Source organism: Hydrogenophaga palleronii NBRC 102513 (assembly GCF_001571225.1).
In the GTDB taxonomy this organism is placed as follows: domain Bacteria; phylum Pseudomonadota; class Gammaproteobacteria; order Burkholderiales; family Burkholderiaceae_C; genus Hydrogenophaga; species Hydrogenophaga palleronii.
Genome location: NZ_BCTJ01000001.1, coordinates 398,499 through 419,507, shown reverse-complemented (window position 1 = coordinate 419,507; position 21,009 = coordinate 398,499). Strand labels below are relative to the sequence as shown.

General features: G+C 63.9%; 17 protein-coding genes and 1 tRNA gene. 7 read left to right on the top strand and 11 right to left on the bottom strand.

The window, feature by feature from the left end; all coding sequences use genetic code 11:
• The first annotated feature begins 20 nt into the window (after positions 1-20).
• Entirely contained in the window at positions 21-4,103 is a 4,083-nt protein-coding gene (locus tag HPA01S_RS01910) for a non-ribosomal peptide synthetase (protein WP_066265889.1), read from the top strand.
• 863 nt (positions 4,104-4,966) lie between these two features.
• Entirely contained in the window at positions 4,967-5,818 is an 852-nt protein-coding gene (locus HPA01S_RS01905) for a DUF1996 domain-containing protein (protein WP_066265886.1), read from the top strand.
• A gap of 83 nt (positions 5,819-5,901) precedes the next feature.
• On the opposite strand, the gene HPA01S_RS01900 is transcribed toward HPA01S_RS01905, so the two are convergent.
• The 6 genes from HPA01S_RS01900 to HPA01S_RS22505 all read right to left on the bottom strand — a co-directional run bounded on the left by HPA01S_RS01900 (position 5,902) and on the right by HPA01S_RS22505 (position 11,027).
• A complete protein-coding gene (locus HPA01S_RS01900) occupies positions 5,902-6,558 on the bottom strand; it encodes a PA14 domain-containing protein (protein ID WP_084360384.1) in 657 nt (218 codons plus the stop codon).
• 49 nt (positions 6,559-6,607) lie between these two features.
• Positions 6,608-7,489, bottom strand: a complete 882-nt coding sequence (locus HPA01S_RS01895; RefSeq protein WP_218005310.1) for a glycosyltransferase family 2 protein — start codon at positions 7,487-7,489, stop codon at positions 6,608-6,610.
• Entirely contained in the window at positions 7,486-8,694 is a 1,209-nt protein-coding gene (locus tag HPA01S_RS01890; RefSeq protein ID WP_066265883.1) for a glycosyltransferase family 4 protein, read from the bottom strand. The genes HPA01S_RS01895 and HPA01S_RS01890 overlap by 4 nt, the downstream gene beginning before the upstream one ends.
• The gene (locus HPA01S_RS01885) at positions 8,691-9,260 is read right to left on the bottom strand and encodes a hypothetical protein (protein WP_066265882.1); all 570 of its coding nucleotides are present in this window, start codon (positions 9,258-9,260) and stop codon (positions 8,691-8,693) included. Before HPA01S_RS01885 ends, HPA01S_RS01890 begins: the two co-directional genes overlap by 4 nt.
• 17 nt (positions 9,261-9,277) lie before the next feature.
• Positions 9,278-10,288 (bottom strand): glycosyltransferase family 2 protein, encoded by a 1,011-nt coding sequence (locus tag HPA01S_RS01880; protein WP_245638545.1) that lies wholly within the window; start codon positions 10,286-10,288, stop codon positions 9,278-9,280.
• Positions 10,289-10,496: 208 nt separating this feature from the next.
• Positions 10,497-11,027 carry a serine O-acetyltransferase gene (locus HPA01S_RS22505; RefSeq protein ID WP_084360383.1) on the bottom strand — a complete coding sequence of 177 codons (531 nt, stop codon included), beginning with the start codon at positions 11,025-11,027 and terminating at the stop codon, positions 10,497-10,499.
• A gap of 289 nt (positions 11,028-11,316) precedes the next feature.
• Here HPA01S_RS22505 and HPA01S_RS01875 point away from each other — a divergent pair, with 289 nt between their 5' ends.
• The 4 genes from HPA01S_RS01875 to HPA01S_RS01860 are packed head-to-tail and all read left to right on the top strand — an operon-like array spanning position 11,317 to position 15,444.
• Positions 11,317-11,877 (top strand): polysaccharide biosynthesis/export family protein, encoded by a 561-nt coding sequence (locus HPA01S_RS01875; protein ID WP_066265880.1) that lies wholly within the window; start codon positions 11,317-11,319, stop codon positions 11,875-11,877.
• Between the two features lie 2 nt (positions 11,878-11,879).
• The gene (locus HPA01S_RS01870; RefSeq protein ID WP_066265878.1) at positions 11,880-12,980 is read left to right on the top strand and encodes a TonB-dependent receptor; all 1,101 of its coding nucleotides are present in this window, start codon (positions 11,880-11,882) and stop codon (positions 12,978-12,980) included.
• An 11-nt stretch (positions 12,981-12,991) separates the two neighbouring features.
• Complete coding sequence (locus HPA01S_RS01865) at positions 12,992-14,593, top strand: GumC family protein (RefSeq protein ID WP_066265875.1); 1,602 nt, start codon at positions 12,992-12,994, stop codon at positions 14,591-14,593.
• Between the two features lie 14 nt (positions 14,594-14,607).
• The gene (locus tag HPA01S_RS01860; RefSeq protein ID WP_066265872.1) at positions 14,608-15,444 is read left to right on the top strand and encodes a CpsD/CapB family tyrosine-protein kinase; all 837 of its coding nucleotides are present in this window, start codon (positions 14,608-14,610) and stop codon (positions 15,442-15,444) included.
• A gap of 221 nt (positions 15,445-15,665) precedes the next feature.
• Here HPA01S_RS01860 and HPA01S_RS01855 read toward each other — a convergent pair.
• The 4 genes from HPA01S_RS01855 to HPA01S_RS01840 all read right to left on the bottom strand — a co-directional run bounded on the left by HPA01S_RS01855 (position 15,666) and on the right by HPA01S_RS01840 (position 17,623).
• Positions 15,666-15,755, bottom strand: a tRNA-Ser gene (locus HPA01S_RS01855).
• Positions 15,756-15,793: 38 nt separating this feature from the next.
• Positions 15,794-16,186: a DUF2237 family protein gene (locus tag HPA01S_RS01850; protein WP_066265870.1), complete on the bottom strand. Its 393-nt coding sequence runs from the start codon at positions 16,184-16,186 to the stop codon at positions 15,794-15,796.
• Between the two features lie 35 nt (positions 16,187-16,221).
• Positions 16,222-17,136, bottom strand: a complete 915-nt coding sequence (locus tag HPA01S_RS01845) for an SPFH domain-containing protein (RefSeq protein WP_066265868.1) — start codon at positions 17,134-17,136, stop codon at positions 16,222-16,224.
• Positions 17,137-17,197: 61 nt separating this feature from the next.
• On the bottom strand, positions 17,198-17,623 hold the full coding sequence (locus HPA01S_RS01840) for an NfeD family protein (protein ID WP_066265867.1): 426 nt from the start codon (positions 17,621-17,623) through the stop codon (positions 17,198-17,200).
• A gap of 225 nt (positions 17,624-17,848) precedes the next feature.
• Between HPA01S_RS01840 and HPA01S_RS01835 the strand changes: the two genes are divergently transcribed.
• Positions 17,849-20,125 (top strand): arginine/lysine/ornithine decarboxylase, encoded by a 2,277-nt coding sequence (locus HPA01S_RS01835; RefSeq protein ID WP_066265863.1) that lies wholly within the window; start codon positions 17,849-17,851, stop codon positions 20,123-20,125.
• An 80-nt stretch (positions 20,126-20,205) separates the two neighbouring features.
• Here the strand turns inward: HPA01S_RS01835 and fabI are convergent, their stop codons facing one another.
• Positions 20,206-21,003 carry an enoyl-ACP reductase FabI gene (gene fabI / locus HPA01S_RS01830; RefSeq protein WP_066265861.1) on the bottom strand — a complete coding sequence of 266 codons (798 nt, stop codon included), beginning with the start codon at positions 21,001-21,003 and terminating at the stop codon, positions 20,206-20,208.
• Positions 21,004-21,009: the final 6 nt, after the last annotated feature.

Sequence of the window (21,009 nt, the reverse complement as noted above, 5' to 3'; positions counted from 1 at the left end):
CCGCGTGAGCGGGATATTCGATGAGGCAAGAAGTTGTCCGGTCCTGGCCCCTGACGCCTCTGCAGTTGGGCTTGTTGTACGACAGCCTGCTGTCCCAACGCACCAGTGTGAATCTGGAACAAGTCGCTTGTCACCTGGATGACGAAGCGTTCGACGTGGCCACCATGAAGCAATCGTGGGAGGCGCTTGTTCGTCGGCACGAAGTGCTTAGATCGGTCTACGTTTGGCGGGATGTTCGTGTGCCCAGCCAGGAGGTGGTTGCGGACATCGAGTTCGAGTTTGAACAGCACGATTTGCGTGCGCTCGCTCCTGAGCAGCAAAAAGAAGTACAGGAGGAGTGGAGGCATGCAGATCGCAGGCGCGGTGTGCGTCTCGACAAGGCCTCCAATTGGCGCCTGACCTGGTTTCGCTGGGGAGATCGCCGATCCAGTTTGTACTGGACCTTCCATCACATCATGCTGGACGGTACCAGTTTCGCTCTGCTGCTGCAGGAGGCGCTGGAGGGGTACACCGCTCGATTGCAGGGCGAAGCACATGTGCCAGTGACATTGAGTCCGCTGGACTTCGGCGACTACTGTCACGCCCTGGACGCTGTCCGATGTAATGTCGATGCACAAGATGAGGCGCGCCGGTTTTTTGAGGCGCAGTTGCACGGCGTGTTTGCCGAGCAGTCCGCTGAGACGATGGGGCAGGCCGATGCGCCGTCTGCAGACGGCACCGATGCGTTGGAGCCCATGGCCAGCGTCGAGGGATCCATCACGCCGGCAGAGGTCGATGGCTTGCGGGCACTGGCGCTGGCCTCGGACGCCACCTTGGGTACGGTCGTGCAGGTGGCCTGGGGCATTCTGCTTTCCCGCGTGGGTGGGCAGCGGGATGCCGTATTCGGCGTGGTCCGTTCGGGGCGCCACATCGTGCCGCAGGCTCGTGACACCGTGGGCTGCCTGATCAACACGCTGCCCGTTCGCGTTGCCCTTGGCATGGGCGTATCCATAGACCAGTTGCTGCGTGCCATGCGCACTTACATGCTGGGCATGCGTCCACATGAGCACGTTTTCCTGAGCGACCTGCAGGCCTGGAGCGAGGGCTTTGCCAGCGAAGGCCGGCTGCAAAGCGTCGTGATGTTCGAACCTTGGCCGCTGGAGCAGCGCTTGCAAAGCCTGGGTGGTCCGTGGCTGCAGCGGCGTTTCGAGCTCCATGAGGAAGGCGCCGCGGAAATGACGCTGGCGGTATATGTCCGTGGTGGCCTGGACCTTCATCTGGAGTACGACAGCCGCCGTGTCGATGCAGAGACGGCCAAGCGGCTGATGGCGCTCCTGCAAATCCTGCTCGGGCACATGGCGCGGGCCACAAGTGATCAGACCGTGGCTTCGCTGGATATGTTGACGCCCGAAGACCGCGGTCACCTGCAGGCTTGGGCTGCGCCTCCGGATGGTGTCTCTGCCTCGGCCAATTGCGCCACCATGGCACGGTTTGCCCGCACGGTGCGCCGGCGACCGTCCGCCGTGGCCATTTCAGTCTTGGGCGAACAGACCCAGCTGACCTATGCCGAACTGGATGCACGTTCGAGCCAGTTGGCCCATTGGCTGCGGCGCCAGTCGGTGGAAGAGGGCGATCGTGTGGCGATCTGCATGCCTCGCAGCCCGGAGTTCGTGGTTGCGATGCTGGGGATCATGAAGGCCGGTGCGGCCTATGTGCCCATCGATCCTGGCTATCCGGCCGAACTGAAGGAGCACATGGCGAGCGACAGTGGCGCCGTGTTGCAGTTGGCCGGAGCGGGGGGGGAGGCGTCGGGAGTGGCCCGTACCGTAAGGCTGCACACGCTGGCCGATGAGCTTGCGAAGCTCCCGTCGACGTGGTCCGATCCGCTTGGCCAGGGTCATGACAGACCAGCCTACGTTATCTACACCTCAGGCTCCACCGGCAAGCCCAAAGGGGTGGTGGTGGGGCAGCACGCCCTGGTCGCTCATGCAGCGGCAGTCACCGCAACGTACGGGCTCACCGAGCACGACCGTGCATTGCAGTTTGCAAGCCTGAGCTTTGATGTCTCGATTGAGGAAATCGTGCCCACGCTGTTGGCGGGTGCTGAGCTCGTTTTGCGCAACGCGGCGGTGGCAGAGTCTGTCTCTGCATTGTGGGCCGCGGTCGAGCAACGCCAGTTGACCGTGCTGAACCTGCCGACCGCCTATTGGCATACCTGTGTAGACCAGCTTGAGCATGGGCGGGCACGGATGCCTGCGTGTGTGCGCCTGCTGGTGGTTGGTGGTGAAAAGGCGTCTCGCCAGGCGCTGGATCGTTGGCGTCAGGCAGTGCCTGAATGTCGCTGGATCAACGGCTACGGGCCGACCGAAGCGACCATCACCAGCACCTTCTACGAAGCGCTGGCGGACAAGCCGCTGCCGCCGAATGCAGATATCCCCATCGGTAAGCCGCTGGGACATGCCCGCGCCTATGTGGTCGCCGCGGACGGGTCTCTGGCGCCACCTGGCGTGAGGGGCGAGTTGTGTCTGGGTGGGCCGTGCCTGGCGCTTGGATACCACGGACAACTGGAGCTGACCGCGCGTCAATTCATGACTACCGGCGGACTTGATCCGGTCTGGGAGGCCGTGCGTGAGCCACGTATTTACCGCACGGGCGATCTCGCTTCGTGGAGTGACGACGGCGAATTGCTGTACCACGGTCGTGCCGATCGGCAGGTGAAGGTGCGGGGGTTCCGCGTGGAACTCGAAGCGGTGGAATCGGCGCTGGCGGCATTGCCGGGTGTGGGGCGTGCGGTGGTGAAGGTGGACATGCCCAATACGCCCGCGGCCCGTTTGCTTGCATGGGTATTGCCCGCGCATGTCGGACAGGCGCTGGACGTCGCGACGCTCAACACCGAGCTGGCGCACCGCTTGCCCGAACACATGCGTCCCACACTGGCGGTGATTGACGAGTTGCCCATCACTCCGGGCGGCAAGATCGACTACCGCCAACTGGTGGAGCGCGATCTTCTGGAGCAGGATGTCGACACGGATTCGGCCGCAGCTCCGTTGTCAGACGAGCTCCAGAGAATGACGGCTGTTTTTGCCCAAGTGCTCAAACGGAAGACAGTGGCGCCAGAGGCTTCCTTTTTTGACCTGGGTGGTAACTCCCTGCTGGCCGTCAGCCTGATTGCCGCGGTGGAGCGCGAATTCTCGTGCCAGTTGTCGGTGGGCACGCTCAAGGCTTCCCCAACACCGGCGGCCTTGCATGCGGCGCTGAGCGAGGGCAGTGGGGACGACGCCCCGCAGTTCCTGGTGGCCATCCAGCCCGAAGGCAAGGGCATCCCCATCTATGGCGTGCACAGTCTCGGACACCGCGAGCGTTTTTATCGGCCGCTGGCCGCACGGCTCGGTGCAGATCAACCCGTGTTCGGCCTGACTTCCGGCTACACGCACCTCCACGAGGATGCGCTCAGCGTCGAGCAATTGGCGCAGCTCTATCGTGACGACGTACAGAAACACCAACCAGCGGGTCCGCTGGTGCTCGCGGCCGTATCGATGTGTGCCTATATCGCCTATGAGCTAGCCAAACAGTTGACGGACGCGGGCCGGGAGGTGGCCTACCTTGTGCTTTTTGACTCGGAAGGTCCCGATGGGCGGCCTTCGATTCAGAAAAAATCTCGCGTCCTCGCCCTGCACTGGCAACAGTTTCGCAAGAAGGGGCCGCGCTACTTGATCGAGCGCACGGTGATCCGGCTGACCAATGCGGGCGGTCTGAAGGGGCGAATCGGCCTCTTGCTGGGAAGAGCATTCAACATGACGCGAGGCCAAGCCTTTGACCATCCTGCGGACCATGCGTTCGTACAGAATCTGGCGCTGGCCGTCAGTCGCTACAGTCCCGGCACCTACGCCGGTCGCATGGTGATTTTTTATCCTGAAGACGAGCCCTTCTTCGATCTCGACAAGGCGATCGCCTCTGGAATGGGGTGGCGCAGGTATGGTACCGGGCGTATTGATTTATTGCCGATTCCAGGCGGCCATATTTCGATGCTCGACGAACCCAATGTGGGCACAATGGCGCGGCGACTGTCGAATTTGCTCTTTGAAGAGAGGTCCAATGTGGGCAAAACGTCTTCCAATGGTTGATGGAAATGCGGTAGCAGCGTGTTTCGCGAGAGGCCACGAGAGCAGATGGTCCACGAATTAACGCAGCGCATGTACAGAGAAGGAATTACACCCCTCGTAAGCGTCCGCAACAGACGTTGTTTTGATGGTAGGGAATCAGGTGGAGCAATTGTCCAGGCGCTACCAGCTTGGTTGGGTGTTTCTGCCGAGGTGAGCACCGTCTACTCTCGGTTTTGCACGGTGCATCCTCTTGGCGCCCCGACACTAGCAGTACAAGCAACTTGTAACATCCGAATTCTGGAGCGCTTCGGAAGGCCGGATAATCCGCTGGCCATGAAAGTGGCGACCGCCAGTCTCGCTTGTTCGTCTATCGACGTCTTCAATGCACTGGCACCCCAATTGCATTTGCCAGCGCCTGGCGGCCTATTGCCGTTTGATGGTATGCCGATGCTTTGATGGTGCCGAGAGTCCCGTCTGTCGCTGTGACCTTATTCATGTTGGCGCGGCCGAGGAAACAGGCAACCCAATCACTCGCCGATTTCGCTCTACAGAGCGCCCGTCAGAAGCGGGTGCCTGATCAATGTAATGCTCTATTCATGATGAATTCAATGTTCACGCAACCCTCTGGCCCGAAGCTGGCCGTTGTGTCGGTGCTTTTCCTGAGCGTGCTCGCGGGCTGTGGCGGAGGTGGCGGTGGGTCTGCCGCCGGTGGTACCACGGACAGCGGGCTAAGTGCGGGAGCGCCCCCCTCAGCCCCAGCCCCAGCCCCAGCCCCGGGTGCAGCGTCGCCCAGCCCGGCGCCGGATTCCGATGGGCCGAGCCAACTCCCGGCGGTGAACGCGGCGCGCATTCCGTCTGGCAATCCAGGGGTTTCGACCGAGAACATGCAGGCCACGAACGAAAGGCCCAGTGCCAGCGATGGCACGGGCAACTTCCGCACCTCGTGCGACTACAGCCACATGGCCTTCGACGACCCGATCGTCTACCCCGGCCAGCCAGGGCGTTCGCACCTGCACGCGTTCTTCGGCAACACCGCGGTCAACGGCAATTCGACCGCCGCGTCGATTGCCAACACCGGCAACTCCACCTGCCGCGGTGGCGTCATCAACCGCAGCTCCTACTGGGTGCCGGCGATGATCGACACGCGAGACGGTACGCCGCTCAAGCCGTCCTCGTCGCAGTTCTACTACAAGACCGGCTACCGCGGTGTGGTGCCCAGCACCGTGCGCGCCATGCCGGCGGGGCTGCGGATGATCGCGGGCGACATGAAGAACTTCTCGCCCAGCGGCCCGTTTGCGTACAGCTGCCACGGCACCAATGGCGCCAGCGTGCCGGAGCAACAAGGCCCGTCGATTCCGAACTGCCCGGTGGGCTCGGAGGTCTGGCAGCACATCTACTTCCCGCAGTGCTGGGACGGCGTGAACCTGGATTCGCCAGACCACAAGAGCCACATGTCGTATCCGATCACGGGCCGGGGTTGCCCGGCGTCGCATCCGGTGCCGCTGCCGGAGATCACCTTCAACATCATCTACCCGGTGAGCGAGGCCAACTCGACCCGGCGCTGGCGCCTGTCGTCGGACAACTACAGCAGCTCCATCCCCGGCGGCTACTCGGCCCACGGCGACTGGTTCAATGGCTGGAGGCCGGACATCATGGAGACCTTCGTGGCCAACTGCGACCGCACGGCGCTGGACTGCCACTCGCACCTGTTGGGTGACGGCCGGGCCATCTATTGATCATCAATTGATCTTGAGGAAGGCGGGCTGAGAGCGATCTGAAACAGACGCTCAGCCCGTACAACGCGACGGCGCCCCTGGCTTCAGGCCTTGGGCGCCGTTGCTGTTTCGGTGGGCAGGTTCAGCAGCGCCTTGGGCACCACGTAGCGCGCGCCATGTGGTGCCGTCCACTCGAGGCGGATGCGTGCGACCGAGTTGGCGAGCCGATCCACGGTCACCTCAATCGGGTAGAAGCGCCCAGCGGCCAGCTCGACCTTTTCGTCGGCGGGTGCGTCCCCGCCTGCGACCAGTTTGCGCGCGATCAGAACGCGCATGCCGGGGGCATCGGCATGAAAGCGGTATCCGCCACTGATGGGCGCACGGACCCAGCCGCTCCATCGCACGGAAGAGACCGGCTTTTGAGTGGTGCCGGAGGGCCATTTGACCGCCTGGTCGAAGTCCACCACGCCGTCTGTGCGCACCAGACGGGGTGAGCCCTTCAGGAAGGCCTTGTCGAAGTACTCGCCGCGCAGTCCTACGCCCGCCGGGTTGGCGGAGGTGCACATGTCGGCGCGCTGCGCCGCTTGCAGCAGCTCCGCGGCCATGCGGTCGGCGGTGTCGGTGACAGGGGGCACGGGCCGGGCCGGCGCGAGCACATCGTCCCGCCGCAGCACCAGCAGGGCTGCTCCACCCAGTGCGGCCAGCACAAGGCCCCAGCGCAACACCTGGGATCGGCGGGAAGAGCTCGGGAATTTGGACATAGGCGGTGACTTTAGCGTGGGCCTGAGCGCGTGGGAAGTGCGCGGGTTGTCAGCGACCGCGCGTCCACTGCGCAGAAGCGCGCCGTGAGCGTACAGCCAGCGTCACGGCCGCGTACACGACAAAACCCCAGGGTTCTCGCAGCGCCATACCCAGCAGCTCGCTGCGCCGTGGCGTGGCTTTGCCTTCGTTGCGCGACAGTTCGGGCCACTTCCGGGCTATTTCCTTCACGCCCTGATCCTGCCGGCGGCGCACCTTCACCAGGCGGCTGAAGCCTTCCACCATCGGCCACTCGTAGCTGGCCTGAACGCCTTTGCGTTCGTGGGGCGCAAACAGCAGACGCACGTAGGTGTCGTCGGAAATGATGTCTGGAAACCGGCCCCAGCGGGCCCGGCCGGCGGCGTTCACCGCAAAGGCGCCGAAACCGGGCGCCTCGCTGCGCGCGAACGGCAGCATCTGCCAGAAGCGCGCGTACGCGCGCGTCACGGCAGACTGCGCGTGAGAGATGTGTGGCTTGCCACTGGCGTAGCGCGCTGCGCTCGTGCTGCCGAGTTCCTCGGCCAGCATGCGCACGAGTGCGGGGCTGACCAGCACGTCGGCATCGAGGTAGAGGCGCAGCTCGCCGGTCGCCAGCTCGTCACCGACGTTCAGGGCATTGAGTTTGCCGGGTTGTGCGAGGTCCAGCACCTGCAGGGTCCAGCCGATGCGGGAGGCTGCGGCTTCGAACGAGCGCGCCACCTCCACGGTGCGGTCCTTGCACGCATTGGCCACCACCAGCACCTGGACCGGAGTGTCTGCCGGCTCCGAGGTCATCAAGGCACGGAGGCAGTTGGCCAGATAAGCCTCTTCGTTGTTGGCCGGAAGAATGATGCTCAGCCCGGGCCTTGCCCCAGACGCGGCCACGGGCGATGCTGGTGCGGACGTCGCGCTCACGATGCCGAGCCTCCAAACAGCCGGATCAACTTGGCGGCTTCCACGTCGATGTCGTGGCGCGCCATGACGCGCTGTCGGCCCTGGCGTCCCATGCCCTTCAGGTGTGTCACGTCGCTGCGCAGCGCGTCGGCCAGCGCGGTGGCCAGCGCTTCCACGTCTCCGGGTGCGACCAGCCAGCCGTCCAGGCCATGGCGCACCAGTTCCGGGATGCCGGCCACCGTGGTGGTGACCACAGGGCGCTCCAGCGCCATGGCCTCCATGATGACCACCGGCAATCCTTCGGCAAAGCTGGGCAGGACCATGGCTCGGGCGGCCTGCAGTTCTTCGCGCACCTGCTGGCTGCTGATCCAGCCGGTGATGCGCACCTGCTGCTGCATGCCGTGGCTGGCCACCATGCGCTCCACCTCAGGCCGCATCTCGCCGTCGCCGGCCAGCACCAGTTCGAAGTGCACACCCTGGTCCTTCAGGCGTCGCACGGCTTCCAGCAGGATCAGCTGGCCTTTTTGCTCGCACAGCCGGCCCACGCAGACCAGCCGCGGCGTGTCGCTCATTGGCACGGACTCGGCGCCTTCATGGAAGCTGCGCTCCAGGCCGCAGTGCACCACGTGGATGCGGTTCCACCGTTCGTGGCCCACCCAGCGGTACAGCTGGCTGCGCCCATAGGAGCTGATGGCGACCACGAAGGCCGCGTTCTCGATCTTGTCCTTCAGGTGCAGTGCTGCGGGCTGATCAAACTCTTCCGGTCCGTGCACGGTGAAGGAGTAGGGCGGCCCGCCGAGGGCGCGTGCCAGCATGACGATTTCGGCCGAGTTGGTGCCGAAATGTGCGTGCACATGGTCCACCGGGTGCTTGCGAAGCTGGCCGACCACGCGGCAGGCCTCTGCCAGGTAGGCCAAGTGGTAGAGCAGGGCGCGGTCCGACCCGCGGCTCATGCGCCAGGCCATCAGCAGTGCCTGGACGAAAGCGGCGGGCGTGCGCAGCAACTGCGTCAGCGCGGCCACGAGCAGGCCGGCCGCTCCCGCGCGCAGCACGTAGAAGGTCTTGCCTTGTTCGGCAATGTCGTCGGGGTCGACAGGCTTCTCGCTCCAGCCGCGCAGGGCCAGGCGCTGCACCTCAACGCCCTGGCGCTCCAGCGCAAGGATCTCGCGCCGGATGAAGCTGTGGCTGACCTTGGGGTATTGGTTGATGAAATAGGCGATCTTCATGTTCTTGTCCGTGCTCTTGCAAATGCGCTCCAGGCGATCACCACCAGCGAGCCCATTTCGAGCAACCAGTTGAGGGTGAAGCCGGCCAGGTGCCAGCCGAGCATCTCGTCCACATGGTGGAAGGACGCCGCCCTGATGGCGACAAACATCATCAGGCCCGCCGTCCCGGCACAAGCCCACAAGCTCGGCGCTGGCGCGCTCCAGACCAGCATCATGATGGCCGACAAGGTGGTCAGTCCCAGCACGGGCAAGGCCGCGATGAAGGCCTCCTGGTACTGGCGTCGATTGTCATACCAGCCGTGCTGCATGGCGGAGATGCGGAGCCATTCGGTGACGGCAGACTGCAGGTCAAGCTGCTTGTTGATGCCCAACGCAATCATGGCCACGGTCAGCAGGCGCCAGATCAGCCGCTCGTTCACGCTCATCACAATTCGCTGCTGTGTTTCGCGGCGCAGCACCGCAAAACACGCCCAGGCGGCCAGGACGTACAGTGCGACCGTGACCCATCCGCCGATGGTCGGGTCGCCGATGCCCGGAGACCAGTTGCCAATCCAGTGCTGATTCATGCGCAGCTGCTCTCCACCTACTTGTATTCAATCAGCCGCCCGGTGCGCCCGAGCAGCTTGGTCACGCAGAACTTGAGCACACCGCGGGCTTCGGCAAACTTGCCCGCCAGTGTGAAAAACGCAATGCCGGGCGAGCCGCTGCGGATCGCCAGCCGTGCCCATTGCACGGGATACAGCAGCGCCAGCAGACCGGCGCGGGCATCCACGAACACGGCCAGCAGCGCGATGCCTAGGGGCAGCAGCAGGCCCCAGAGCACGGCGCGCAAGGTTTCGCGCACCCAGTGTCGCTCTGGCGGTGCTCCGTGCAGCCAGGCCCCCTCGGCAAACGCGTGGCCAGCCCGGACGGTGCGCTGCCACCATTGAGACCAGCGTGTGATGGCCGCGTCGTGCAGCGTCATTTCCTGGTCCAGGCGGTGGATGCGCCAACCTGCGCCGCGAAGGCGCACGCACAGTTCGGGCTCTTCGCCTGCGATCAGGCTCGCTCTGAAGCCACCGACCTGCGTAAACGCTTCGGCACGGAACAGGGCGTCTCCGCCACAGCTGTTGGTGTCGCCGACCGGCGTATCCCACTCCAGGTCGCACATGTGGTTGTAGATGGAGCGCTCTGGGTAGCGTTCGCGGCGGCGCCCGCAGACCACGGCACAGTCGGGCTCTGCTTCAAGGTGAAGGCGTGCTGCCTCGATCCATCCGGAGACCACTTCGCAGTCGCCATCCACAAACTGCACATAACGCAGCTGCGGGTGGAGCTCCAGCAGGCGTTGGTAACCCGCGTTGCGCGCTCGTGCAGCGGTGAAGGGTTTGCCCATGTCCAGCGAGAGCACGTCGGCGCCCATGCCCCGTGCCATTTCCACCGATCCGTCCGTCGAACCGGAGTCCACATACACCGCCGCGCGGATGTGGGGCAACACCGATGAAAGACAGACGCGCAGCCGGTCGCCTTCGTTGCGACCAATGACCACCGCGCCCACCAGGGGGCGGGCCGAGACGTCCTCAGCGCCGGCCTGACCGGTTTTCAGACCGTCGTTCAACGCTGGCCTCTCATTTCGGCGTGGAGGGCACCGAGCTGCCGCTGCATGCGGTTGCGAACGCGAACAGGGAAAGCCACGGCGATCTGCGGTTTGGACATGGGTGATGGGTGGGGAGGGGAGCGGCGGGCCATTATCGCCAGCGCGTGCTGTGCACCGACCGTTGAGGCACGCCGGCGGCGTACCGAACACCACGGGCGGCGCGTTTTTCTTATGCGTTGCCTCGTCGTGGACGGCAGCGTGCGGGAATCCCGACTGCCACGTGCTCGGGCGGCACGTCTGTCAACACCACGGCGTTGGCACCGATGCTGGCGTGAGGCCCGATCACAATTGGTCCGAGCAGCTTCGCGCCCGCACCCACGTCCACGCGACCCGCCAGTGTTGGCACCCCGCCCGATGCCACCGTCCCCAGTGTCACCTGATGGTGGATCATGCAATTCGGCCCCACCACAGCGTCCGGGTGGATCACCACCCCGTTCGGATGGGGCAGCAGCAACCCCCCACCAAGGCAGCAGTTCAACGGGATGTCGGCCCCGCTGACCACACTCCAGAACCGATGCCGTAACACGACCAGCACACGCAATGGGTAAAAAAGGACGGTTTGCTGCCGCAGGCGCTGATAGTCGCGGATACTGCGCAGCAACCGTTTGCCGGAATTCCATTCGCAAAAACCCAACCGCTCGCGTTGCCAGTCGGGTTCCACTGCGCTGAGTTGGTGCGGAGGCACCGTGGAAAATGTCATCTCAGGTCTTTCACTCATACCCGTCTGCCATGAGACCGTTTTTGATGAGCTTGCGTTCGCCGATCGGCGAGGTGGTTGGGCGTGGACGGATTGTGCATCTGTTCACACCTGAGCCAACTCTCGTTGGTTTACCATCCTCGGGGTAACAACAAATTGTGACATGGCTTCTGCTCATCGCAGAGGTTGAGTCTTGTGCCTTTATCCTGCCATGCATGCAGCTCGGGTTCGAAGCTGCTGTCGTCCTGCACCGATTTCAACATCGGCGCGTCATTCATCCTGGGAGTCGAATATGAAATCCGCACTGCAGTCTTTTGTGTTCCTGTGTCTGGTCCTGGTGGGCGCGGTGGCCTCTGCGCAATCTGCATCACCTTATCTGTTGCGCCATGGCGATGCCCTGACGGTCTCGGTCTGGAAAGAGGACGCATTGCGCATGGAGGTGCGGGTGTTGCCTGACGGCAGCATCACCTTTCCTCTGGCCGGTCGTGTCGAGGTGGCGGGGTTGACCACGCCGCAAGCCGAACAACGCATCGCAGCCAAAATCAAGGAATACATCAAGGAAGCCGTGGTGACCGTGGCCGTGACCGGTATCGACGGCAGCCGTGTGTATGTGCTGGGCAAGGTCACCACGCCGGGCCTGGTGACCCTGATGTCGCCTTCCACCACGGTGCTGCAGGTGTTGAGCCAGGCCGGTGGCGTTGACCGGTTTGCCGACGCGAATGCCATCCGTGTGCTGCGCCAGGTCAACGGCGTGTCGACCGTGCTGCCGGTTCGCTACAACGACCTGATGCGCGGCAACGCGCTCGAGACGAACGTGGTCCTGCAGCCAGGTGACACCATTCTGGTGCCGTGAACATGATGCGCGCCCATCCTTCCTTTTTCTTTGCCGCAGCGCTGTGCGCCGGCACGGGTGCCGCGCACGCGCAGCATTCCACGACGGTGGCCGTGGAGCTTGAGCGGATCGAAAACCCGCTGCTCGCGCCCGTCAGCCCCGGTGGCGCCACCGTGCTGCGTCTGATCCCCAACTATTCGTTCGAGACGGAAAGTGACCGTATCCGCTCCAGGTTCACCGCGGGCGCGGTGATCGAGCGTTCGAGCAACACCCAGTTGCTGGCGAGCCGCGAGTACCCCAGCCTGGGCTACACGTGGGCGTACGCCTGGCCCACGGCGAGCCTTGAGCTGCGCGCCAACCTGGCGGAGTCGGCCACACGGAACTCGGAGTTGCGGGATTCAGGCCGTGTGACGGTCGACAGCCGGGAGCGTGCTTTGACCGCTGGCGCCACGTGGACCAAAGAGCTGACTTCACGTACGCGGCTGGCGGTAGGTGCCGAGAACAACCGCGTCACCTACGATTCGCCTTTGCTGGTGGACTACCGTGAGCAGGAGATCTCTACCCGGTTGAGCTGGGAGCAGAGCGAACAGGCTTCTTACTATGTCGAGCCGGTTCATGGGCGATTGACGCCGGCAGGAGGCGGGGCTGCATCGACCGTGAACCGTTGGCGCGTTGGGACAGTGCGGGAGTTGTCTCCTGCATGGTCGCTTTCTGCCTCGGCGGGGCAGGCGCGCACCGGCCGCCCGCAGAACAGCACGAGTGGAGTGGGGGGCGTGTTGCTGACCTACGCAGGCAGCCGCTGGACGTCTTCGGCCGAGTGGGTGAAAGACGTGGATGCCGTCGGTTTCACGACAGGCTACGTCAAGACCGAAGCCGTGCGCTTGCGTGTCGGGTATCGCCTCACGGAGGGCGCCACGCTGTCCGCCAGCACCGCACGCAGTCGTGCGGTTGACGTCGCGGGCGGGATTGGAAGTGTGTCCAACCTGACACTCGAGAATGAAATCGGCACGAACTGGAACTCGATACTCGGTGTTGAAGATCGCAGGACCAAAGATGTGGCGGGCGTCTCGGGCAGAGGCTGGGCGGTTCGAGCAGGGTTGGTTTATTTGTTTACAGGCCGCTAAGGGCAACGTTCATGTTCGGTGATTACCAGCTCAGTTTGCACGACTATCTGTCCATCTTGCGTCGACGTGCGCTTGCCATGATCCTGGCCTTCGGCGCCGTGCTGACGGCTTCGGTGGTGCTTGCATTTGTATTGCCACGCGCTTACGAATCCACGGCGACCATCCTGGTTGATGGACCTCAGATCAAGGTGGCAGCGGAGGAGAATGCCAACAGGCCTCGCCCTGAAGACCGCGTGAACCTGATCCGGCAACGGCTCATGACGCGGGAGAACCTGATTCGCGTGGCTCAGGAAAACCACCTGTTCGCAGAAACTGGTGAGAAAGGCCTGTCGGACACCGATGTGGTCAATGCCATGCGCCAAAGCATCCGGCTTGATCTCATGGGGGTGACCGGTGATCCGTGGGCTCCCCGGCCGGCCGCCATTTCCTTCAACCTGACCTTTCAACACGGCGACCCGGAAAAAGCGCTTGCCGTGACGCGCGAGTTGGCTGAGCTGTTTCTCTCCAGCAACCGACGTGATCGCGTGGACCAGGCTTCGCGCACCACGGAATTTCTGAGTGTCGAATCCGAGCGGGTCCGCAAGGAGCTGGAGTCGCTCGAGGCCAAAATCGCGACGTTCAAGTCGCAGCAGCCTGGCGCCATGACAGAAAGCACGGCGCTGGCGGCGGGTGGGCTTCCAAGCATGGAGGCTGATTTGCGCACCGTCGAGCGCGACTACCGTCTGGCTGTCAGCGAGTTGCGTTCGCTGGAGGTCGACCTGGCCGCCGCCCGACGCGGGGTGATGGCGCCAGGCGTGGTGGCCAGCCTGGGCCCCAGCCAGACCGAGGTGGAGCTTGAGCGTGCACGCGCTGAACTGGCCGGACTGCGTGCCGTTTACTCGGACAACCATCCAGACGTACGCTCCTTGTTGAGCCGGATTCCCAGCCTGGAGCAGGCCGTGGTCAATGAGGCGCGCATCCAGACGCCAGCGAGAACGGCGGCGCGAGAGCAGGCCAGCCTGGCAGCATCCCGCCTGGAAGCACAAGTGGAAGCTGCACGATCCCGGGCAGATTTGCTGGCCAGCCAGCAGTCCAGCCTGCGCGCCAGCATCGGGCAGGTTCGTGTTCAGACCAGCAGGGCCCCTCAACTGGAGCGGCAGCTTGCGGGCTTGCAGCGAGATTACGACGCGGCAAAGACCAAGTACGAAGAGCTGCGGACACAACTGTTGTCGGCGCAAGTGGTGGAGAACCTCGAAGGTGGCCAACAGGCCGAACGTTTCACCTTGCTGGAGCCACCGTTGCTCGCGGAGTACCCGGTGAAGCCCAGCCGCAAGAAGGTGGTTGCAGCCGGCTTTATCGCAGCGGTCGGCGCCGCGCTGGCCGTGGCCTTCCTGCTGGAGGTGTTGTTGGCGCGGGTCTGGGGTGTCAACGCTTTGACGGCGGTGGTGAACCAGCGGCCGCTGGCGGTGATTCCCTACATCACCATCGGAGCCGAGGCCCCGAATCTCGAGAAGTGGCGCAAGCGCACTATCCTGATCGCGGCACTGGCCGGTGTCTGTGCGCTGCTGATGTTCCATTTCTGGGTCATGCCGCTGCAAAACGCCCTGATTTTTGTCACTTCCCGCCTAGACTGAGGACTGGTTGCTCCATGGAACGCATCAAAGAGGCCATCGAAAAGGCCAAGACACAACGCGAGGCATCTGAGGCATCGCCACAGGCAGCCCGGTCGGCAATCAGGCAAGCATCCGCCACCTCGCCCGAGGCGCTGACAGTTGCTGACCCAGACGTGCACTACCAGAAGACGTCGGTGGTTGAGCTGGATCTGGCGCACCTCGAGAACAGCCGCATCGTCGCTCACCAGAAGTCGCACCCGGTGTCCTGGGCCTTTGATTTGCTGCGGACGCAGGTTCTGCAAAAAATGGACGAGAACGGTTGGCGCACCCTGGCGGTCACCTCGCCAACCATGGAGTCGGGCAAGTCCGTGGTGGCGATCAATCTGGCGATCGGCATCGCACAGCAAACCAACAGGACCTCGTTGCTGGTCGACTTCGATCTGCGACGCCCGCGTGTGGCCACCTTGCTCGGCTTGCAGCGGGAGGTTTCGCTGAACCAGGTTCTCACCGAAGGCGCGCCCATTGAAGACGCCATGGTGAACCCGGGCATTCCGCGGTTTGTCGTGTTGCCCACGCAGCGTCCTGTGCCCAGTTCGGCCGAAGTGCTGGGTTCCAGCAAAGTGGCCGCGCTCATGGGCGAGCTGCGTGAGCACTATGCGGACCGCATCGTCATCGTGGACTTGCCGCCCGTGCTCGCGGCCGATGACGTGCTGGCGCTGTTGCCGCGTATCGACTGCGTGCTGATGGTGGTGGGCAATGGTGTGTCCACGCGCAAGGAAATCGAGGAGTCCATGAGCCGGCTCTCGAAGTTCAATCTGCTGGGTGTGGTCCTGAACAAGGACGATGCGCCCATTGGCAACGCCTACTACTGAGCTTTCGACCGGGCTTGCGCGGCCCGGTCCTTCTTGGCTTGCAGGAGCGCCCGGGGCACGCGCAGAGTTCGCTGGATCAAATGCTCCGACACCGGGGCCGCGAACCGGAATTTGCTTTGACATGAAGCCCTGGCAAAAACAAAAAAGCCCCGCATCACAACGCGATACGGGGCTTTTCTGCTTGCCTGCACAGCCTCTTGAAAGGGGCCGACTGCAATAACTGGCGGAGAGGGCGGGATTCGAACCCGCGGTGGGGATTAGCCCACACACGCTTTCCAGGCGTGCGACTTAAACCACTCATCCACCTCTCCGTGGAGCCCACGATTGTAGCAGGCTGCGAGAACACTTTTCAGGCGGCCCGGCTTCCGTCGGGTGACTTGTGCCAAGCATTTTGCTGCAGCACCTCCAGCGACACATGCTGCAATGCCGCCGCATGTGTGCTGTCCAGCACCACGGGTGGCGCCACGCCTGCGTCCAGGGCCTGCAGCCAGCGCTGTATGCCCACGCACCAGCGGTCACCGGGTTGCAGGCCGGCGAAGCGCCATTCGGGGCGCGGTGTGCTCAGGTCGTTGCCCTGGGCGCGCGAAAAACCGAGAAAGGCGGCCGTGACCCGGGTGCACACCACATGCGCGCCGTGGTCAGCGGCGCCGGTCTCGCAGCAGCCGTCGCGATAGAAGCCGGTGAGGGGATCGTAAGAGCAGGGCACGAGCTCCCCGCCCAGCACATTGCGCGACAAGCTCATGCTGCTCTCTCCTGTCTGTTGTTCCCGTCAGCGCGTCAGACCGACTTGCCCGTGCCGACCATCTTCATGGCGGAAGTGATCAGAGCCGACACTTCGGTCATGTTGCTGGGCACGATCAGCGTGGTCGTGGCATCGGCCGCCACCTTGCCGTAGGCCTCGACGGCTTTCTCGGCGACCTTGAGCTGCACGGCTTCCTGGCCGCCCGGTTGGCGAATGGCTTCTGCGACCTGGCGGATGGCGCCGGCCGAAGCCTCGGCCACGGCGAGGATGGCTGCGGCTTCGCCTTGCGCCTTGTTGATTTCTGCCTGCTTCTCGCCCTCGGAGCGGGCGATGAAGGCTTCGCGTTCGCCGGTGGCGATGTTGATCTGTTCCTGGCGGCGGCCTTCAGAGGCGGCGATCAGCGCGCGCTTCTCGCGCTCGGCGGTGATCTGCGCCTGCATGGAGCGCAGGATCTCGGCCGGCGGCGTCAGGTCCTTGATTTCGTAACGCAGCACCTTCACGCCCCAGTTCAGCGCGGCTTCGTCGATGGCCTGCACCACCTGGGCATTGATGATGTCGCGCTCTTCGAAGGTCTTGTCGAGTTCAAGCTTGCCGATCACCGAACGCAGCGAGGTCTGGGCCAACTGCGTCACCGCGACGATGTAGTTGGACGAGCCGTAGCTGGCGCGCATCGGGTCGGTGACCTGGAAGTAAAGGATGCCGTCCACCTGCAGTTGGGTGTTGTCGCGCGTGATGCAGACCTGGCTGGGCACGTCCAGCGGAATTTCCTTCAGGCTGTGTTTGTAGGCCACCCTGTCGATGAAGGGCACCAGGAAGTTCAAACCCGGCGCGAGCGACGCGTGGTATTTGCCGAGTCGCTCCACCACCCAGGCGTTCTGTTGCGGCACCACCTTGATGGAGCGCGTGATGAAGATGACTGCGATGATGAAAAGAAGGATGGCAATTTCCATGGCTTGGGATCTCGAGAGAGTTTCAGGATGTCGGAGGGTAGCGCAAGCAGATGGCAGTGCTTCAGACCTTGTCGACGAGCAGGCGGTTGCCCACCAGTTCGGCCACGCGGTAGCTGCCCGGCGTGGCGGCGTTGCCCGGGCGCTGGATCACGGTCCACTGTGCGCCGCGGTATTTGACGGTGGCGGTGCCGTCGGCGTTCCATTCATCGATCTGCAGCAGCTCGCCGATGTCCAGATTGACGCTGCGCATGGAGCGCACCGATGCATCGCCCGCGCGGCGCTTCTTGATCAGGTACCAGCCCACCACGGACGCGGAGCCCACCAGCGCGGCCACCACCAGCTGCACCGTGGTGCTGGCGCCAGCGTGAGCCGCCAACGCGGCCGCGGCCATGCCGATGGCCAGCATCAACAGGTAGAAGGTGCCGGTGAACAGTTCGACGGCCACGGTCGCGCCTGTCAACAGCCACCACAAGGTTGAATCCGCCATGAATGAATGCTCCTGTCTTGTGAACGAAACGGGCTGGGTTTGACCCAATCGCCATCCACCGGGTGGTGAATGTGTGCCTTGCGCCACATTCTGCGACAAAAGCCCGGCACGTTCCGGTGGGTGCCACACGATTTCCGTACACTTCGCGCCTGCTTTGCCACCGATGGCCCAAGAGGGTCCGCGGTGCCTTTTCCCCATGGCCGCACAGAGCGGCTGGAGAACACGATGAAATTCCGCTTTCCCATCGTCATCATCGACGAGGACTTCCGCTCAGAGAACACCTCGGGCCTGGGCATCCGCGCGCTGGCGCAAGCCATCGAGGCCGAGGGCTTCGAGGTGGTGGGTGTGACGAGCTATGGCGACATGAGCCAGTTCGCGCAGCAGCAAAGCCGCGCCAGTGCCTTCATCCTGTCGATCGACGACGAGGAGTTCAGCCACGGCGAGGACATCGACCCGGTGGTGCTGAGCCTGCGCAACTTCATCGACGAAGTGCGCCGCAAGAACGCCGACGTGCCGATCTACATCTACGGCGAGACCAAGACGAGCCGCCACCTGCCCAACGACGTGCTGCGCGAACTGCATGGTTTCATCCACATGTTCGAGGACACGCCGGAGTTCGTGGCGCGCCACATCATCCGCGAGGCCAAGAGTTACCTCGAAGGCATCCAGCCGCCGTTCTTCAAGGCGCTGCTCGACTACGCTGAAGACGGCTCGTACTCCTGGCACTGCCCGGGCCACTCCGGTGGCGTGGCGTTCCTGAAGAGCCCGGTCGGCCAGATGTTCCACCAGTTCTTCGGCGAGAACATGCTGCGCGCCGACGTCTGCAACGCGGTGGAAGAACTGGGCCAGCTGCTGGACCACAACGGCGCCATTGGCGCCAGCGAGCGCAACGCGGCGCGCATCTTCAACGCCGACCACTGCTTCTTCGTCACCAACGGCACCAGCACCAGCAACAAGATGGTCTGGCACCACACGGTGGCCCCGGGCGACGTGGTGGTGGTGGACCGCAACTGCCACAAGTCCATCCTGCACAGCATCATCATGACGGGCGCGATCCCCGTCTTCCTGAAGCCCACGCGCAACCACTACGGCATCATCGGCCCGATCCCGCAGAGCGAGTTCGAGATCGAAGCGATCCAGGCCAAGATCCGCGCCAACCCGCTGCTGGCCGGCGTGGACGCGGCCACCGTGAAGCCGCGCGTGCTCACGCTCACCCAGTCCACCTACGACGGCGTGCTCTACAACACCGAGGCCATCAAGCAGATGCTTGACGGCTACGTGGCCAACCTGCACTTTGACGAAGCCTGGCTTCCGCACGCGGCCTTCCACCCGTTCTACGGCAACTTCCACGCCATGGGCAAGAAGCGCGCGCGCCCGATGGAGTCGGTGGTGTACGCCACGCAGTCCATCCACAAGCTGCTGGCCGGCATCAGCCAGGCCAGCCATGTGCTGGTGCAGGACTCGCAGAACGTCAAGCTCGACCGCCACCTCTTCAACGAGGCCTACCTGATGCACACCAGCACCAGCCCGCAGTACGCCATCATCGCCAGTTGCGACGTGGCCGCCGCGATGATGGAGCCGCCCGGCGGTCGTGCACTGGTGGAAGAGAGCATTTTCGAAGCGCTCGATTTCCGCCGCGCCATGCGCAAGGTGGAAGCCGAGTTCGGCGAGGACGACTGGTGGTTCAAGGTCTGGGGCCCGGACGACCTGGCCGACGAGGGCATGGGCGAGACCGGCGACTGGGTCCTCAAGCAGAAGGACGTGACCTTCAGCGACAAGGACTGGCACGGCTTCGGCGACATGGCGCCGGGCTTCAACATGCTGGACCCGATCAAGGCCACCATCGTCACCCCGGGCCTGAACCTGGACGGGCGCTTTGAAGCGAACGGCATCCCGGCGTCGATCGTCACCAAGTTCCTGGCCGAGCACGGCGTGGTGGTGGAGAAGACCGGCCTGTACAGCTTCTTCATCATGTTCACCATCGGCATCACCAAGGGCCGCTGGAACACGCTGCTGACCGCGCTGCAGCAGTTCAAGGACGACTACGCCAAGAACCAGCCGATGTGGCGCATCCTGCCCGAGTTCTGCCAGAAGCACCCGCGTTACGAGCAGATGGGCCTGCGCGACCTGTGCCAGCACGTGCACGAGCTGTACGCGCGCTACGACATCGCGCGCCTGACGACCGAGATGTACCTGAGCGACCTGACGCCGGCCATGAAGCCGACCGACGCGTTTGCGCACATCGCACAGCGCACCACCGAGCGTGTGCCGATCGACGCGCTGGAAGGCCGCATCACCACCAGCCTGGTGACGCCGTACCCACCGGGCATCCCGCTGCTGATCCCGGGCGAGGTGTTCAACAAGAAAATCGTCGACTACCTCAAGTTCGCGCGCGAGTTCAACCTGCAGTGCCCGGGCTTCGAGACCGACATCCACGGCCTGGTGGAAGTGGTGGGCGATGACGGCCGCAAGAGCTACTTCGCCGACTGCGTGAAGGCCTGAGCGGGCCTGAGCGGCCTTCAGCCACCACCCAGAAGAAAGGCCCCGTTACGGGGCCTTTCTTCATGGGGCACGGCGGTGCGTCAGAGCATGGCCTGGCTGTCGCGGCTCACGCCCGTGGTCTGGGCGTAACCGCCGTCCACATAGGTGATCTCGGCCGACACGCCCGAGGCGAGGTCGGACAGCAGGAAGGCGGCCACGTTGCCCACTTCCTCGATGGTGATGTTGCGCCGGATCGGTGCTGCGCTCGCCACCAGGTTCAGCAGCTTGCTGAAGTCCTTGATGCCGCTGGCCGCCAGGGTCTTGATCGGGCCGGCGCTGATGCCGTTGACGCGCATGCCCTTGGGGCCGAGCGATTCGGCCAGGTAACGCACCGAGGCTTCCAGGCTGGCTTTGGCCAGGCCCATGGTGTTGTAGTTCGGCACGGCGCGGATGGAACCCATGTAGCTCAGCGTGAGCAACGAGGCCTTGTCGTTGAGGTAGGGCAGGGCGGCCTTGGCCATGCCGGGGAAGCTGTAGGCGCTGATGTCGTGCGCGATGCGGAAGGCTTCACGCGACAGGCCTTCCAGGAAGTCGCCGGTGATGGCTTCGCGCGGCGCAAAGCCGATGCTGTGCACGAAGCCGTCGAACTTGGGCCAGGTCTTGGACAGGTCAGTGAACAGCTGCTCGATCTGCGCATCGTCGGCCACGTCGCAATCGAAGATGAGCTTGGAGTCGAAGTCGGCCGCGAACTCGGTGATGCGGTCCTTGAAGCGCTCACCGACGTAGCTGAACGCCAGCTCGGCGCCCTGCTGGTGGCAGGCCTTGGCAATGCCGTAGGCGATGGAACGGTTGGACAGCACGCCCGTGATCAGCAGTTTCTTGCCAGTGAGAAAACCCATGTTTCA

Coding starts and splice junctions, on each gene's coding strand:
- HPA01S_RS01890 (WP_066265883.1), bottom strand. CDS start 8,694: ATGAAGATCGCCTATTTCATCAACCAATACCCCAAGGTCAGCCACAGC.
- HPA01S_RS01850 (WP_066265870.1), bottom strand. CDS start 16,186: ATGAGCTTGTCGCGCAATGTGCTGGGCGGGGAGCTCGTGCCCTGCTCT.
- HPA01S_RS01845 (WP_066265868.1), bottom strand. CDS start 17,136: ATGGAAATTGCCATCCTTCTTTTCATCATCGCAGTCATCTTCATCACG.
- HPA01S_RS01865 (WP_066265875.1), top strand. CDS start 12,992: ATGTTCGGTGATTACCAGCTCAGTTTGCACGACTATCTGTCCATCTTG.
- HPA01S_RS01860 (WP_066265872.1), top strand. CDS start 14,608: ATGGAACGCATCAAAGAGGCCATCGAAAAGGCCAAGACACAACGCGAG.
- HPA01S_RS01840 (WP_066265867.1), bottom strand. CDS start 17,623: ATGGCGGATTCAACCTTGTGGTGGCTGTTGACAGGCGCGACCGTGGCC.
- fabI (WP_066265861.1), bottom strand. CDS start 21,003: ATGGGTTTTCTCACTGGCAAGAAACTGCTGATCACGGGCGTGCTGTCC.
- HPA01S_RS01905 (WP_066265886.1), top strand. CDS start 4,967: ATGCAGGCCACGAACGAAAGGCCCAGTGCCAGCGATGGCACGGGCAAC.
- HPA01S_RS22505 (WP_084360383.1), bottom strand. CDS start 11,027: ATGACATTTTCCACGGTGCCTCCGCACCAACTCAGCGCAGTGGAACCC.
- HPA01S_RS01885 (WP_066265882.1), bottom strand. CDS start 9,260: ATGAATCAGCACTGGATTGGCAACTGGTCTCCGGGCATCGGCGACCCG.
- HPA01S_RS01875 (WP_066265880.1), top strand. CDS start 11,317: ATGAAATCCGCACTGCAGTCTTTTGTGTTCCTGTGTCTGGTCCTGGTG.
- HPA01S_RS01910 (WP_066265889.1), top strand. CDS start 21: ATGAGGCAAGAAGTTGTCCGGTCCTGGCCCCTGACGCCTCTGCAGTTG.
- HPA01S_RS01870 (WP_066265878.1), top strand. CDS start 11,880: ATGATGCGCGCCCATCCTTCCTTTTTCTTTGCCGCAGCGCTGTGCGCC.
- HPA01S_RS01900 (WP_084360384.1), bottom strand. CDS start 6,558: ATGTCCAAATTCCCGAGCTCTTCCCGCCGATCCCAGGTGTTGCGCTGG.
- HPA01S_RS01835 (WP_066265863.1), top strand. CDS start 17,849: ATGAAATTCCGCTTTCCCATCGTCATCATCGACGAGGACTTCCGCTCA.